13 protein-coding genes and 2 pseudogenes are annotated in these 14,957 nt (G+C 61.7%); 8 read left to right on the forward strand and 7 right to left on the reverse strand.

Annotated features, from left to right (window positions below):
• Positions 1 to 55: 55 nt before the first annotated feature.
• The gene (locus ACU5AX_RS19955) at positions 56 to 391 is read right to left on the reverse strand and encodes a hypothetical protein (RefSeq protein WP_446692284.1); all 336 of its coding nucleotides are present in this window, start codon (positions 389 to 391) and stop codon (positions 56 to 58) included.
• A gap of 19 nt (positions 392 to 410) precedes the next feature.
• On the reverse strand, positions 411 to 1,073 hold the full coding sequence (locus ACU5AX_RS19960; protein WP_446692285.1) for a cation efflux transmembrane domain-containing protein: 663 nt from the start codon (positions 1,071 to 1,073) through the stop codon (positions 411 to 413).
• Positions 1,074 to 1,141: 68 nt separating this feature from the next.
• Here ACU5AX_RS19960 and ACU5AX_RS19965 point away from each other — a divergent pair, with 68 nt between their 5' ends.
• On the forward strand, positions 1,142 to 1,543 hold the full coding sequence (locus ACU5AX_RS19965) for a MerR family transcriptional regulator (protein ID WP_446692286.1): 402 nt from the start codon (positions 1,142 to 1,144) through the stop codon (positions 1,541 to 1,543).
• Between the two features lie 970 nt (positions 1,544 to 2,513).
• Here the strand turns inward: ACU5AX_RS19965 and intI1 are convergent.
• Complete coding sequence (gene intI1 / locus ACU5AX_RS19970; protein ID WP_000845048.1) at positions 2,514 to 3,527, reverse strand: class 1 integron integrase IntI1; 1,014 nt, start codon at positions 3,525 to 3,527, stop codon at positions 2,514 to 2,516.
• Between the two features lie 162 nt (positions 3,528 to 3,689).
• On the opposite strand from intI1, the gene ACU5AX_RS19975 reads away from it, so the two are divergent.
• The gene (locus tag ACU5AX_RS19975; RefSeq protein ID WP_088185014.1) at positions 3,690 to 4,142 is read left to right on the forward strand and encodes a carboxymuconolactone decarboxylase family protein; all 453 of its coding nucleotides are present in this window, start codon (positions 3,690 to 3,692) and stop codon (positions 4,140 to 4,142) included.
• Positions 4,143 to 4,302: 160 nt separating this feature from the next.
• Here the strand turns inward: ACU5AX_RS19975 and ACU5AX_RS19980 are convergent, their stop codons facing one another.
• On the reverse strand, positions 4,303 to 4,926 hold the full coding sequence (locus ACU5AX_RS19980; protein ID WP_003155741.1) for a recombinase family protein: 624 nt from the start codon (positions 4,924 to 4,926) through the stop codon (positions 4,303 to 4,305).
• Between the two features lie 237 nt (positions 4,927 to 5,163).
• On the opposite strand from ACU5AX_RS19980, the gene ACU5AX_RS19985 reads away from it, so the two are divergent.
• Positions 5,164 to 5,928, forward strand: a complete 765-nt coding sequence (locus ACU5AX_RS19985) for an IS6-like element IS6100 family transposase (RefSeq protein ID WP_001389365.1) — start codon at positions 5,164 to 5,166, stop codon at positions 5,926 to 5,928.
• Between the two features lie 188 nt (positions 5,929 to 6,116).
• Here the strand turns inward: ACU5AX_RS19985 and ACU5AX_RS19990 are convergent, their stop codons facing one another.
• Positions 6,117 to 6,557, reverse strand: a complete 441-nt coding sequence (locus tag ACU5AX_RS19990; protein ID WP_008786759.1) for a carboxymuconolactone decarboxylase family protein — start codon at positions 6,555 to 6,557, stop codon at positions 6,117 to 6,119.
• A 223-nt stretch (positions 6,558 to 6,780) separates the two neighbouring features.
• On the opposite strand from ACU5AX_RS19990, the gene ACU5AX_RS19995 reads away from it, so the two are divergent.
• Both ACU5AX_RS19995 and ACU5AX_RS20000 read left to right on the forward strand, forming a co-directional pair.
• Positions 6,781 to 8,124, forward strand: coding sequence for an IS1380 family transposase (locus tag ACU5AX_RS19995; RefSeq protein WP_023082273.1), 1,344 nt, complete (start codon positions 6,781 to 6,783; stop codon positions 8,122 to 8,124).
• A gap of 216 nt (positions 8,125 to 8,340) precedes the next feature.
• Positions 8,341 to 8,931: a TetR/AcrR family transcriptional regulator gene (locus ACU5AX_RS20000; protein WP_256449669.1), complete on the forward strand. Its 591-nt coding sequence runs from the start codon at positions 8,341 to 8,343 to the stop codon at positions 8,929 to 8,931.
• A 27-nt stretch (positions 8,932 to 8,958) separates the two neighbouring features.
• Here the strand turns inward: ACU5AX_RS20000 and ACU5AX_RS20005 are convergent, their stop codons facing one another.
• Together ACU5AX_RS20005 and ACU5AX_RS20010 are read right to left on the reverse strand one after the other, a co-directional pair.
• Entirely contained in the window at positions 8,959 to 9,942 is a 984-nt protein-coding gene (locus ACU5AX_RS20005) for a sugar phosphate nucleotidyltransferase (protein WP_446692287.1), read from the reverse strand.
• Positions 9,943 to 9,965: 23 nt separating this feature from the next.
• Positions 9,966 to 10,508, reverse strand: coding sequence for a cysteine hydrolase family protein (locus tag ACU5AX_RS20010; RefSeq protein ID WP_151654119.1), 543 nt, complete (start codon positions 10,506 to 10,508; stop codon positions 9,966 to 9,968).
• Between the two features lie 101 nt (positions 10,509 to 10,609).
• Between ACU5AX_RS20010 and ACU5AX_RS20015 the strand changes: the two genes are divergently transcribed.
• The 3 genes and pseudogenes from ACU5AX_RS20015 to ACU5AX_RS20025 form a co-directional block, all read left to right on the forward strand.
• Positions 10,610 to 11,578 carry a GlxA family transcriptional regulator gene (locus tag ACU5AX_RS20015; RefSeq protein ID WP_151654121.1) on the forward strand — a complete coding sequence of 323 codons (969 nt, stop codon included), beginning with the start codon at positions 10,610 to 10,612 and terminating at the stop codon, positions 11,576 to 11,578.
• Positions 11,579 to 11,802: 224 nt separating this feature from the next.
• Positions 11,803 to 12,036, forward strand: a pseudogene (locus ACU5AX_RS20020) (transposase domain-containing protein); the annotation flags it as partial.
• Positions 12,036 to 14,489, forward strand: a pseudogene (locus ACU5AX_RS20025) (error-prone DNA polymerase); the annotation flags it as partial. The pseudogenes ACU5AX_RS20020 and ACU5AX_RS20025, both read left to right, overlap by 1 nt.
• Positions 14,490 to 14,957: the final 468 nt, after the last annotated feature.

The following is a 14,957-nucleotide window of genomic DNA, read 5'->3' on the forward strand; positions in this document are numbered from 1 at the left end:
ACTCCTGACGAACCTGGATTGCCGCGCGGAAAGCTTCCGGCGGATGAGGCGCTTGTCAGGCTTGGGGAGGTCGCAGAGCTGGGTCCGATGACATCCGTGCCATCGGGTCGTCGTTCCACGCGGCAGGCGCCATGGGCAGCCCGCTCACGGAGGCGACACGACCAGCCTCGAACGGAACACCGATATGATGGCCGTGGCAGCTGCCATGATGGTGCGGGTAGGACTTGTCGGCATCGGCCGGCACCTGGTCCCCGTCGCCATCGCTATGTTCAAGCGAGCTGGCAGCGACCGTATCGACGCATCTCACGCCTTCGGTCGCATGCGCGACCGATCCCAGCCCAAGCGACAGCACGAGCATGAGACAGAGGAACAAGGCGGAAAGCCGATGCATCGGCCTTCGCCTTAGCAGCTTAGCGAACGCCATGTAACGGCTGCCTGTAAGTGGAAGGGGCAGGCGCGGAACCGGATCGCAGTTCGGCCCGCGCCTGTCGCATGATCTGGAATCCGCCCGACAGACCGAGCACGGCCATCAACGCGGCCACCACTAGATCGGGCCACGCGCTGTTCAGCCCGAAGACGCCGCCTGCGGCCAGCACCACGGCGACATTGCCGATCGCATCGTTGCGCGAGCAGATCCACACCGAACGCATGTTCGCGTCACCGCTGCGGAAGCGGTACAACATCACTGCGACCACGACGTTCGCGATCAGCGCCGCAATCCCCACAACGCCCATGACCTCGGCATGGGGCACAGCGCCGTGGAGCGCACCCCACCCCGCCGCGAGCAGAACATAGAGCCCGAGCAGGGCAAGCGTCACTCCCTTCAGCATCGCTGCGCGCGCGCGCCAGGCTATCGCCATTCCGGCGACGCCAAAGCTGATGGCGTAATTGGCGGCGTCACCGAAGAAGTCGAGCGCGTCGGCCTGGAGCGCTTTCGACCCGCCCGTGATCCCTGCGACGATCTCGATTGCGAACATGCCGCCATTGATCGCGAGCGCGATCCACAACGCGCGCCGCCACTTCGGGTCATTGAGGGTGCCCGCCTTGTCGGACGCGCAGCTCGTGCAGGCCATTTCGCCACCTCGATAGAATCGATCTGGCAGCCTATATGCACCCTCTAGTCGCTAGAGGGTCAAGCGGTGTGTCTGAGAAACTGACGATCGGGAAGCTGGCTTCGGCGACGGGCACAAAGGTCGAGACGATCCGCTATTACGAGCAGATCGGCTTGCTGGCGGCGCCAGCGCGGTCGGCCGGAAATTACCGGACCTACGAAGGCGAGCATCTGCGGCGCCTGTCCTTCATCCGTAGAGCGCGCGATCTCGGCTTCTCGATCGACCAGGTCCGGGAGCTGATGGGGCTCGCCGATCGACGCGAACAGTCCTGCATGGCTGTGGACGTGATCGCCAACCAACATCGGGATGCCATCACGCGGAAGATCGCCGACCTGACGGCGCTCGCGGGCGAGTTGGACCTGCTAATCGACTCCTGTAGCCGCAACACCGTGGCCGACTGCAGGATCATCGAAGCCTTGGGTCCAAGCTGATTGTCTGATCCTGAGCCTCTGACGGTCGCGATAACAGGAACCTGTCTCGAAACTCTTTCTCGAAATCGGCGGTTTGTGTGGCTGTGTGGAGCGGGACACGGCAAACTTCGCGATCTGGCGCGCCGCATCGAGCCACCTTAGCGACCCTCAATTCGGCGGGATCCTCCACGCCTCGCGCGACCCGCTCGTCTGAAGGCTGTCCACTGTATTAGTGATCAGGCGCTCAGACAGGGGCACGCGACCGATGTCCACCAGTTCGAGAATGCCGACAGATCACTCGGAATCCCGCCATCATCTTTTTAGCAGGAATCAGCGTTATCGCTAGAAAGGACAGGTCGTATTCCGTACGATCGTTGTCGTGCTACCGAGATCGCCGGAGTCGCTTCTAATTGGTTCCGAAAACGGCTATGATGGACGGACGGGCAGGGCTGAAGCGAACCCAGTCCGCCGGACTCGCGTCAGCCATCCAAGGCTGGACAAGTGTTCCCGCAATTTAGAGAAGACACATTCTTCGCCAAATAGAAATGACACCCCTTGGTAGCAGCGGGGGCAGCGTGGAGCCATCCAAACAGTGCAACGCTGCCCCCGCTGATGCGACCATTTCGCGGCTCCTGACCCCGGACCCGCTGCGCCAGCAGCGGGCTCGGTCACCCCGGTTTTCAGGCGCCTGACCTTTCCCGAAATTCCATGTCCGATGCGCCATTTCGGGAAAAGGCAATCGGGAACATATTTCGGGAAAATCGCCCCGGAGCCGCAAGGCGCATTGGGTGTCGTTTTCAGAAGACGGCTGCACTGAACGTCAGAAGCCGACTGCACTATAGCAGCGGAGGGGTTGGATCCATCAGGCAACGACGGGCTGCTGCCGGCCATCAGCGGACGCAGGGAGGACTTTCCGCAACCGGCCGTTCGATGCGGCACCGATGGCCTTCGCGCAGGGGTAGTGAATCCGCCAGGATTGACTTGCGCTGCCCTACCTCTCACTAGTGAGGGGCGGCAGCGCATCAAGCGGTGAGCGCACTCCGGCACCGCCAACTTTCAGCACATGCGTGTAAATCATCGTCGTAGAGACGTCGGAATGGCCGAGCAGATCCTGCACGGTTCGAATGTCGTAACCGCTGCGGAGCAAGGCCGTCGCGAACGAGTGGCGGAGGGTGTGCGGTGTGGCGGGCTTCGTGATGCCTGCTTGTTCTACGGCACGTTTGAAGGCGCGCTGAAAGGTCTGGTCATACATGTGATGGCGACGCACGACACCGCTCCGTGGATCGGTCGAATGCGTGTGCTGCGCAAAAACCCAGAACCACGGCCAGGAATGCCCGGCGCGCGGATACTTCCGCTCAAGGGCGTCGGGAAGCGCAACGCCGCTGCGGCCCTCGGCCTGGTCCTTCAGCCACCATGCCCGTGCACGCGACAGCTGCTCGCGCAGGCTGGGTGCCAAGCTCTCGGGTAACATCAAGGCCCGATCCTTGGAGCCCTTGCCCTCCCGCACGATGATCGTGCCGTGATCGAAATCCAGATCCTTGACCCGCAGTTGCAAACCCTCACTGATCCGCATGCCCGTTCCATACAGAAGCTGGGCGAACAAACGATGCTCGCCTTCCAGAAAACCGAGGATGCGAACCACTTCATCCGGGGTCAGCACCACCGGCAAGCGCCGCGACGGCCGAGGTCTTCCGATCTCCTGAAGCCAGGGCAGATCCGTGCACAGCACCTTGCCGTAGAAGAACAGCAAGGCCGCCAATGCCTGACGATGCGTGGAGACCGAAACCTTGCGCTCGTTCGCCAGCCAGGACAGAAATGCCTCGACTTCGCTGCTGCCCAAGGTTGCCGGGTGACGCACACCGTGGAAACGGATGAAGGCACGAACCCAGTGGACATAAGCCTGTTCGGTTCGTAAGCTGTAATGCAAGTAGCGTATGCGCTCACGCAACTGGTCCAGAACCTTGACCGAACGCAGCGGTGGTAACGGCGCAGTGGCGGTTTTCATGGCTTGTTATGACTGTTTTTTTGTACAGTCTATGCCTCGGGCATCCAAGCAGCAAGCGCGTTACGCCGTGGGTCGATGTTTGATGTTATGGAGCAGCAACGATGTTACGCAGCAGGGCAGTCGCCCTAAAACAAAGTTAGCCGCACAACATAAGGATTTCACATGTCGGAAAGAGTAAACCTTGGAAAATCAGCGCCTGCCCTGTATCAGTCCGTCATTGAGCTTGACCGGCTCGCCTCGGAAGCATTGACCACTGCGGGCATTTCGGAAGGCTTCTCGCATCTCTTGCGCCTGCGTGCGTCCCAGATCAATCAATGTGCTTTTTGCGTCAGGTTGCATGCGCGTGATGCTCTTTCCAGCGGGGAGTCTAGCGATCGCGTTGCCGTTCTTGCTGCATGGAAAGAAACTGAATATTTCACCCCAAGAGAGCGCGCCGCCTTGGAACTTGTGGAGGCAGTTACGTTGATCTCCGAGGGCCAACTTCCGGATGCGATCTATGAGCAAGCCGCAGCAACTCTCACCAACGAAGAGGTGTCGGCTATTGAATGGCTTGCCGTTGTCATCAACACATGGAACCGTATCGCCATATCCAGCCGCTACCCTGTCAAGGCGTAGGTGAGGCTAACAGTTCATTCAAGCCGACGCCGCTACGCGGCGCGGCTTAATTCAGGCGCTGAACGACAGCTTTCCCAAAAGCTCTACGGCTGCTCTGGGTCGACACCGGTAATCGGATCGTTGCCGCACTGAACAGCGCCCCGTTCCAGGTCGCCTCCATTTATGCGGCTGAACCGAGGGAGAGCAGCTTTACGCCGTCTGGCCGCAGTTCGCCCTTGGGCGACACGTGCCGGTAGAGCGTCTGCCGGGTAATCCCGAGTTCTTCGCAGAGATCGCCCACCTTGGTTTCCGGTTGCCCCATGCTGGCCATCGCCAGGCGTAGCTTGGCGGCGGTCATCTTGAAGGGGCGCCCCCCTTTCCTGCCGCGAGCGCGCGCCGAGATAAGTCCAGCGACTGTTCGCTCGGAAATCAACTCACGCTCGAACTCGGCCAGCGCGGCAAAAATACCGAACACAAGCTTGCCGGCGGCAGTCGTCGTGTCGACCGCCGCACCGTGACCGGTCAGGACCTTCAGGCCCACGCTACGCGCAGTTAGGTCGTGCACGGTGTTGATCAGGTGGCGCAGATCACGGCCAAGCCGATCGAGCTTCCACACGATCAGCGTGTCCCCTTCACGAAGCGCCTTCAGGCAAGCAGCCAACCCTGGGCGATCATCGCGCCTGCCCGAGGCCAGATCCTCGTAAAGGTGCGCAAGGCTCACACCAGCGGCGATGAGCGCATCGCGTTGCAAATTGGTGGACTGGGATCCGTCCGCCTTCGATACCCGCATGTAGCCGATCAGCACCTTTTCACCCGTCACGTATACGTTCGATTATGTGACAGTGTGAACCGGAAAGTTCTGGTCGTCAAAATTTGTCACTTAACCCGTCATTCTGTCTAAGACATGCAAAGGGCTCATCAGGCTCGTAATGTGACAAAAATTCCGTGGGGATGCCTTCCTTCGCGAAGGTAGCGCGCAACGGCTCTGTTGCAAAAATCGTGAAGCTTGAGCATGCTTGGCGGAGATTGGACGGACGGAACGATGACGGATTTCAAGTGGCGCCATTTCCAGGGTGATGTGATCCTGTGGGCGGTGCGCTGGTATTGTCGCTATCCGATCAGCTATCGCGACCTTGAGGAAATGCTGGCGGAACGCGGCATTTCGGTCGACCATACGACGATCTATCGCTGGGTCCAGTGCTACGCCCCGGAGATGGAGAAGCGGCTGCGCTGGTTCTGGCGGCGTGGCTTTGATCCGAGCTGGCGCCTGGATGAAACCTACGTCAAGGTGCGGGGCAAGTGGACCTACCTGTACCGGGCAGTCGACAAGCGGGGCGACACGATCGATTTCTACCTGTCGCCGACCCGCAGCGCCAAGGCAGCGAAGCGGTTCCTGGGCAAGGCCCTGCGAGGCCTGAAGCACTGGGAAAAGCCTGCCACGCTCAATACCGACAAAGCGCCGAGCTATGGTGCAGCGATCACCGAATTGAAGCGCGAAGGAAAGCTGGACCGGGAGACGGCCCACCGGCAGGTGAAGTATCTCAATAACGTGATCGAGGCCGATCACGGAAAGCTCAAGATACTGATCAAGCCGGTGCGCGGTTTCAAATCGATCCCCACGGCCTATGCCACGATCAAGGGATTCGAAGTCATGCGAGCCCTGCGCAAAGGACAGGCTCGCCCCTGGTGCCTGCAGCCCGGCATCAGGGGCGAGGTGCGCCTTGTGGAGAGAGCTTTTGGCATTGGGCCCTCGGCGCTGACGGAGGCCATGGGCATGCTCAACCACCATTTCGCAGCAGCCGCCTGATCGGCGCAGAGCGACAGCCTACCTCTGACTGCCGCCAATCTTTGCAACAGAGCCAGGACTGGTTCCAAATTCTGCCGCTATGGCGGGCAACATGGACTGGTTGAAGTACACGTTTGCCACAGTCAATGCGGACGCGACAGCCATTAGGCTTATCGCTAATCCGCTGAGCTGATCCTCGGACCTGATATTCATGCCTTGGCACCATCAGCGACCTGAGAGTGTGGCCCCAAGACTTGTGCCGCCGCCGAAATTGCGGCGATTGCTGTGGGAACACCTGCAACAATCGCTACCTGGGTAAGAACGCCGAAAATCTGGTCTCGGGTTGCACCCGCGCGTACCGCAGTGGGGACATGAAATTTGATGACATCAATTCCCGTTGCGCCCAACGCCGCGCCGGCTGCGATGATAACGAGTTCCCGGGTTTTCAAATCCAAATCGGTGCGGCTGTATACATCGCCGAAGACCCACTCAATCACATAGCGACCAAAATCAGGCGAGCTATCCTTGAATCCATCAAGGTATGCCTCCGTGGGAATGCCGGTGACTGCGGCGAATGTAGCAGATCCCCTGGCGAAACGGTCCTTTGAGACCTCAGCAGGCAAAGCGACGCTGGAATTTACGACTGACATACCCTATCTCCTCGTTTGCACTGCACCGTGCAGTCTCCAAAACATACATTGCACAATGCAGTGCAGTCAAGGAAGGTGATGATCATCGTGAACGAAATTAGCCCGTCTTATTCATGAGGGCGGTGGATCGAAGCTGGCGAGCGTAGCGTAAAGCATTGATCTGGCTTAGGGATTGGGTGCTCACACCAACCTTCTTCACCCCATCGAGCCCGCCACGCCCGCCATGTCCGATCTTGACGCACTTCCGTTCGCGTTTCCATCCGTGAGAGCCAAGAAGCTCACAGCCGCCTTCGACGGCGGGCGCCTGACCTCGGACGGCGGCGTCCTGCTGCTGGCTCAGGCGGCCCGGCGGATGCGGATTGCCGACAAGCTCGCCGCGGTGATCCCGGACCGGCGCGATCCGAGCCGGATCGTGCACCCGCTGCCCGAGATCCTCCTGGCGCGCATCCTGGCCATCGCCTGCGGGTATGAGGACGCGGACGACCTCGACCACCTGCGCGCCGACCCCGCCTTCAAGCTCGCCTGCGGGCGCCTGCCCGAGAGCGGCGCGGACCTGATGAGCCAGCCCACCGTCTCGCGGCTGGAGAACACGCCGGACCTGCGCGACCTGATCCGGCTCGGGCGCGTGCTGGTCGACCTGTACTGCGCCAGCTACGCCGTGCCTCCAGCCGCCGTCACCCTGGACATCGACGACACCTGCGACGTGGTCCACGGCCAGCAGCAGTTGTCGTTGTTCAACGCCCACCACGATGCGCGCTGCTTTCTGCCCATCCACGTCTACGACACCGCCACCGCGCGCCCGGTGGCGATGATCCTGCGGCCGGGCAAGACGCCGTCCGGCCGCGAGGTGCGGGGCCATCTGCGCCGCCTCCTCAGGGCCATCCGCCGCCATTGGCCGACGACCGCGATCACGATCCGGGGCGACGGCCATTACGGCCGGCCCGAGGTCATGGACTGGTGCGAAGACAACGGCGTCGCCTACGTCTTCGGCCTGACCGGCACCAAGGCGCTGGCCGCCAAGGTCGAGGATATCGCCGATACCATCCGGGTGGTGCGGGCCATCGGCGACAAGGATGCGGTGCGCGGCTTTGCCGAGACCACGCACGCAGCCAAGTCCTGGCGGCAGGAACGTCGCGTCGCGGCTCGCATCGAAGCCACGCGGCTCGGCCTCGACATCCGCTACGTGGTCACCAACATCGAAACCGGCACGCCCGAATGGCTCTATGCCGAGCTCTACTGCGCCCGCGGCCAGGCCGAGAACCTGATCAAGCTCCACAAGGGCCAGCTCGCCTCCGACCGTACCTCGTGCCGGAACCCCGCCGCCAACCAGATGCGCCTCGTGCTGCACACCGCTGCCTATTGGCTGATGCTGACCGTGCGCGAGGCCATCCCGATCACCCATCGCTTGGCCAAGGCCGAGTTCGCCACGATCCGGTTGCGCCTGCTCAAACTCGGGGCCCGCGTCCGCGAGACCGCGGCCCGCGTCCGTCTCGCCTTTGCCGCAGCCAGCCCCGAGGCCGACCTGCTGCGCCACTTGGCGATCGCGCTCGCCCCGGCACCGGCCTGACCCATGGGGCAGAGACGCCCCGACGAACCCACGCCCGTCCCTCCAGCGCCAACAAAACGACCCCGATCCACACGCGTCAGGCAGACGCGCGATCCCGCTCGCCGTCAGCCCAGAACCCACCGTCCGCCATTGTCCGATGAATAAGACGGGTTAGCGATTCCCCCCCGCAGCGCCGGTCCCTCAACTCGCAGCGACATACCGAAACGAGAGGGAATCCTGGATGCCGCAACGCGCGTCTTCCTCGCGCGAGGCTTTGAAGACACGAGCATGGACCTGGTTGCGCGGGAGGCCTCAGTTGCGCGCCGAACTGTCTACAACCAGTTCGAAAGCAAGGAGGCGCTGTTTATCGCATCCGTAGAGCGAGTATGGAGTGAATTTCCCGTTGTGGAAATTACCGCTGATGAGTCTGTTCTAAGCGATCCGGCGGCTGGTCTGAAGCGGATTGGGGATGCCGTTGTGGATTTTTGGGAACCGCCGATTGCTGTGGCTTTTCTTCGTATGGTTATTAGTGAGGGAACCCGGTTTCCCGACCTGCCAACAACCTTCTTTGAAGCAGGGAAGGCGCCGGCAATGCGAGCTCTGGTAGAGTACCTGAGAACCTTAAGTGCGAACCGCGTGCTTCATGTCGAAGATGCGGAACTTGCAGCTTCACAGTTCTTAGGTTTGCTGAACGAGCCCCTTCTTTGGCTACGAGTTATCGGTATTGGGGATGCTCCATCGAAGGAGCGACGTGAGAAAGTGGTTGCCGAAGGCGTGAGCATGTTCCTCTCTCGCTATGGAAAGCGGCAAATATTGCCAGACAGCTAGGATGTTCACGCCCTAAAAATCATATTTTTATATCAAGGCGTAGCTGTCATCGTGAACCAAGCTCAAAAGGTATTGGCCGTAATTCGTCTTTGCTAGTAGATTTCCGGCTTTCTCGATGACCTCTGGCGTCACCCAGCCTTTCCGATAGGCAATTTCTTCGGGGCATGCGACTTGGAGATTTTGTCGGTCTTGAACTACTCGGACAAACTCACTTGCCTCAAGCAAGGAAGCGTGTGTTCCTGTATCAAACCAGCCATATCCTCGGCCTAACCTGACAACCGAGCACAAACCATTTTCTAAGTAGATATTGTTTACTGATGTTATTTCGAGTTCACCTCTATCGGAAGGTTTTATCGATTTGGCGATCTGCGAAGCATTGCCATCATAGAAATACAGCCCTGTAACGGCCCAATTTGACCTGGGGTTTGCGGGTTTCTCCTCTATGGTGACGGCTTTTCCCTCGCGGTCGAAGCTGACAACCCCATAACGCTCCGGATCGCGTACATGATAGGCAAACAGGCACGCTCCATGACCGGCTGTTGCTGCATCGGTCAGCTCGGCCCCGAGGCCATCACCATAGAAGATGTTGTCACCTAACACGAGCGCGCAGGGCTGTCCGGCGAGGAAACTTTCACCGATGAGCAACGCTTGAGCCAACCCATCTGGAGATGGCTGTGCTGCATAAGACAAGTTCAAACGGTCTTCGTGCAGATGGGTGACGATCACCGCGTCCACGTCGATGATTTCTTCCTTCGTCATCGGAAGATGCACGAGGGGATTGCGCTCCTCGCTGTTCACCGAGCCTTCAAAGCCCGGCCAGGCGTGACGGTCCGAAAGCATCGGATCGACAAGGAAGCGAACGCCGCCATAGACGACATGGAGCGTTGCGTTGCGTATCTGGGTTATCTTTACGCTACCCTGGGGCGCGGCTGTATCCTGCGCGCTTGCCGGAAAGGCGCTGGCGACAAGCGCAGCGCCCGAAAGGGCGAACAATTCCCTGCGTGTGGTCATGAGTCTTCCTTTCCCGAACAGGGTTAGCGAGCGAGGAAGGCGTCGGTGGAGATCACCTCGCCATAGCCAAAGGAAAGCGCGGCCATCAGCGCCGCGTGCACCTGCGCCGCCGGGGTGGTGATACCGTCGAAGTCGAGATCGCGCGTGGCGCAGGCATCGTGGATGGTCGTGGTTTTGTAGCCCAGATCATTGGCGGCACGCACCGTCGCATCGACGCACATATGGCTCATCGCGCCGACGACCACGACTTCCTCAACACCCTTTTCCTTGAGCAGATTGCTCAACCCGGTATCGCGGAAGGAGTTCGGGAAGTTCTTGGTGATGACCGGCTCGCCGGTCGCAGGGCGCACGGCGTCGTTGATCTCGGCCCCTGCGCTGCCGGGAACGAAGATTGGGCCGTCGGGCATTTCATGACGGATGTTGACGACCAGATCACCTTTCGCACGAGCGTCATCCATGACGCGGGCGGCATTGGCGGCGGCGGCCTCGATCCCATGCAGGGAGAAATTGCCTGATGGCCAATATTCGTTCTGTAGATCGACGACGAGAATGGCGCGATTGGACATGGGTTTTCCTTTCGTGGTTGCGGGTTGCTTGCATCCAGTATCGCTTTGCGCGACGGTCTCGCCATTGGCGCAATCGACAGAATCAGGGGCAATATCGCCACATGGCGGACGTCAGAATCGGTATCGTGCTTTATCCGGGTGTGCAGCTTTCTGCCGCCATGGGCCTCACCGACCTGTTCAAGGTCGCCGGCCGGACGGCTGATGACGCCGAACATGCTTCGCCGCGCCTGCTGGTGCGGCATCTGCGGGTCGAGGGTGATGCGGAGCCCGTTGTTGTGTTCGACAGCGATCCCGATGCAACCGGGGAAGGCATAGGCCCTTGCGACGTGCTGATCCTGCCGCCCTCGCTGGAGCCGCCAATATCGGCCGATGCCGCCGCGCCACTTGCCCGCTGGCTGCATGCACGCCATGGCGAGGGTTCGGTACTGGCCTCCGTCTGCGCCGGGGCGTTCCTTTTGGCGGAAACCGGGCTTCTCGTCGGCCGGACGGTCACGACCCACTGGGGCTCTGCCGATGCCTTCCGCAACCGCTTCCCTGATGTGGCGCTCGATACCGATCGGCTGATTATCGACGGCGGCGATATCATCTCGGTGGGCGGGCTGATGGCGTGGACCGATCTCGGCCTGAAGCTGGTGGAGCGTTTTCTCGGACCCGTCGTCATGGCGCAGACCGCACGCATGTTGCTGGTCGATCCGCCGGGGCGCGAGCAACGCTATTACAGCGGGTTCGCCCCACGGCTGACCCATGGGGACGCAGCCATCGTCAAGGCGCAGCATTTTCTTCAGGCGAATGGCGGCAAAGAGGCTCGGCTTGCGATCCTGGCCGCACAGGCCGGGCTGGAAGAACGCACCTTCCTGCGTCGCTTCCAGAAAGCCACGGGCATGACCGCGACCGACTACGCTCAACGCCTGCGGGTCGCCAAGGCCCAGGAGCTATTGCAGTTCGGCCATTCTCCGGTCGAACGCATCGCTTGGGAGGTCGGCTATTCCGATCCGGGCGCGTTTCGCAAAATCTTCTTTCGGATTGTTGGATTGTCACCGGGAGAATATCGCCAGCGGTTCCGAGCATGACCGTGCTCCCAACAGTCGCGTGCCGCATATATCCTGACTTTTGATGTGTCGCAAAAGTCATCGATTTATGCGATTCAAAACTCGGGATTTTCGCGACAGGATCGACTTTGCGGCAAGCGAGGCTTATCCCCCTGCCAGCCGATCATCCGGGATTGCTTCTCCCGGCTCTGTTGCAAAAATCGTGAAGCTTGAGCATGCTTGGCGGAGATTGGACGGACGGAACGATGACGGATTTCAAGTGGCGCCATTTCCAGGGTGATGTGATCCTGTGGGCGGTGCGCTGGTATTGTCGCTATCCGATCAGCTATCGCGACCTTGAGGAAATGCTGGCGGAACGCGGCATTTCGGTCGACCATACGACGATCTATCGCTGGGTCCAGTGCTACGCCCCGGAGATGGAGAAGCGGCTGCGCTGGTTCTGGCGGCGTGGCTTTGATCCGAGCTGGCGCCTGGATGAAAGGAGGCGTTGCAGAAGCTGGCGACCGAGGCGGTCGGGCGGATGTTCGACGGCAATGTGCCGGAGGCCTACACCACGCAAATCGCGCATGAGATGCGGCTGATCGGCGAGCTCGGCTACGCGCCCTACTTCCTCACCGTCTACGCGATCGTGCGCGAGGCGCGCCGGCGCGGGATCCTTTGCCAGGGACGCGGGTCGGCCGCGAACAGCTGCGTCTGCTTCGTTCTCGGCGTGACCTCGATCGACCCGATCAAGCACGAGCTGCTCTTCGAGCGCTTCGTCTCAGGCGAGCGCCGCGAGCCGCCCGACATCGACGTCGACTTCGAGCATGAACGCCGTGAGGAGATCATCCAGTGGATCTACGAGACCTACGGTCGGGACCGCGCCGCGCTGACCGCGGTCGTAACCCGCTACCGCGCGCGCGGCGCCGTGCGCGACGTCGGCAAGGCGCTCGGGCTCCCGGAGGACCTGACATCCTCGCTGGCAGGGCTGGTGTGGGGCTGGTCGGCCGAGGGCGTCGGCGAGAAGCAGGTCGAGGAGCTGAACCTAGACATTGCCGATCGGCGGCTGCGCCTGACGCTGGACCTAGCGCGCAAGCTGATCGGCGTGCCGCGCCACATGTCTCAGCACCCCGGCGGCTTCGTGCTGACCCATGACCGGCTTGATGATCTAGTCCCGATCGAGCCCGCCGCAATGGAGGACAGGCAAATCATCGAGTGGGACAAGGATGACATAGACTCATTGAAGTTCATGAAGGTCGACGTTCTGGGATTGGGAATGCTCGGCTGCATGAACCGGGCCTTCAATCTACTTGAGCAAGCCAAGGGTGTTAGTGTCGGCTTGGCGGACTTACAGGATGACGATCCCGAAGTCTATGCCATGATCCAGAAGGCCGACACGCTTGGCACCTTTCAGATCGAGAGCCGCGCGCAGATGAGCATGCTGCCGCGCATGAAGCCGCGGCGCTTTTACGACCTGGTCATCCAGGTCGCGATCGTGCGGCCGGGCCCGATCCAGGGCGACATGGTCCACCCGTATCTGCGCCGGCGCGAGGGATTAGAGCGGCCCGAATATCCGCGACCCGAGCTTCGTGCGGTGCTCGAGAAGACGCTGGGCGTGCCGTTGTTCCAGGAGCAGGCGATGAAGGTCGCGATCGTCGGCGCAGGTTTCACGCCGGCCGAGGCGGACCAGCTGCGCCGCGCCATGGCGACATTCAAGTTCACGGGCGGGGTCAGCCACTTCAGCGAGAAGCTGATCGAGGGCATGGTCGCGCGCGGCTACCCGCGCGAGTTCGCTGAGCGCACCTTCCGCCAGCTCGAGGGCTTCGGCTCCTACGGCTTTCCCGAGAGCCACGCCGCCAGCTTCGCCAAGATCTCCTACGCGAGCAGTTGGATGAAGCATCACCACCCCGATATTTTCTGCGCGGCGCTGATGAACGCGCAGCCGATGGGTTTCTACGCGCCAGCGCAGATCGTTCGCGACGCCCGCGAGCATGGCGTCGAGGTGCGGCCGCCCTGCGTCAACGCCAGCCGCTGGGACTGCACGCTCGAGCCGACGGGCGGACGCTACCTGGCGGTGCGGCTCGGCCTGAGGCAAATCCGCGGGCTGTCGAACGCGGACGGCGCCAAGATCGTCGCCGCGCGCAGCACCACCGCCTACGAGAGCGTCGAGGATGTGTGGCGCCGCTCTGGCGCGCAGCGCGCCGCGATCGAGAAGCTTGCAGACGGCGACGCCTTCCACAGCTTCGGCGCCGATCGCCGGCAGGGTCTCTGGAAGGTGAGGGGGCTCGGCGAGGCGCCGCTGCCGCTGTTCGCCGCGGCCGATCGCGCAGCCGAAACGCTGAGCGCGGAGGGGATCGAGCCCGAGGTGCAGCTGCGCTCGCTTACCGACGGCCGCGAGGTCATTGAGGATTACCGCAACCTGCAGCTGTCGCTCCGCGCGCATCCGCTGTCGTTCGTGCGCGACGAGCTGACACGCCGAGGTGTCACCCGCTGCGCGGATCTCGCCAGCGTCCGCGATGGCCGCCACGTCGAGGTCGCCGGCATCATCCTGGTCCGCCAGAAGCCCGGATCAGCGAAGGGTGTGCTGTTCATAACTATCGAGGATGAGACGGGAATTGCTAACGGCATCCTTTGGCCCGACCGTTTCGAGGCGCAGCGACGCACCGTGATGTCGGCGTCCATGGTCGGTCTGAAGGGGCGGGTGCAGAAGGAAGGCGAGGTCATCCACGTCATCTGCGACCGCATCGTCGACCACGGCGACCTGCTCCACCGCGTCGGTGACATGTCGTTCCCGCATCGGACAGGCCGGGGCGACGCAGGGCAGCATCCGGGTGCGCCCGACCAGAGGGACAAGGCATGGAGTCCTGAGCCGCGTAATTGCTACTGGCCACCCCATGCCGAGGGCCGAGACCCCGAGGACGTCGTGCGGTTCAAGTCGCATGACTTCCACTGACCATGAGCCCCCTGCCCCGGCATCAGCGCGTCGTGATCGCGCTCTCGGTGCATATCCTTCGGTCTGGCGTTGCCCGGGCGTCCGAGGCGAAGCTGGACTGCGTTGAGGTACGCCTAGCTCTGCGGTGCCTGCTCCCCCACTGTCCCGAGCGATGGCCGCTTGAGCTGTTTTGGGATGCTGCCGCCCAGGAGAACGAGATCGGTAGGGCTCAAGGCGTTACGGCAGCGTTCAATGGCATCATTCGTCAGCTTCGGCGAGCCGGTAAGTACGAGGAGGTGACCCCAAGATGAGCCGCGGGGTGACCTAGTGACTGCAAGAAAGCCTCTCTCCTATGACACGCTCAGCGAATGGGCAGCCGACCGCTCCGATATGCGGATCGTCTGCGCCTGCGGGCGCACTATCAACGTGCCGGCAGAAAATATTCTGCTCCGCTTCGGCGCCGATGACACTCTTACTCGTGCAGTGACG

The sequence above is a fragment of the Sphingomonas benefaciens genome, from assembly GCF_052907485.1.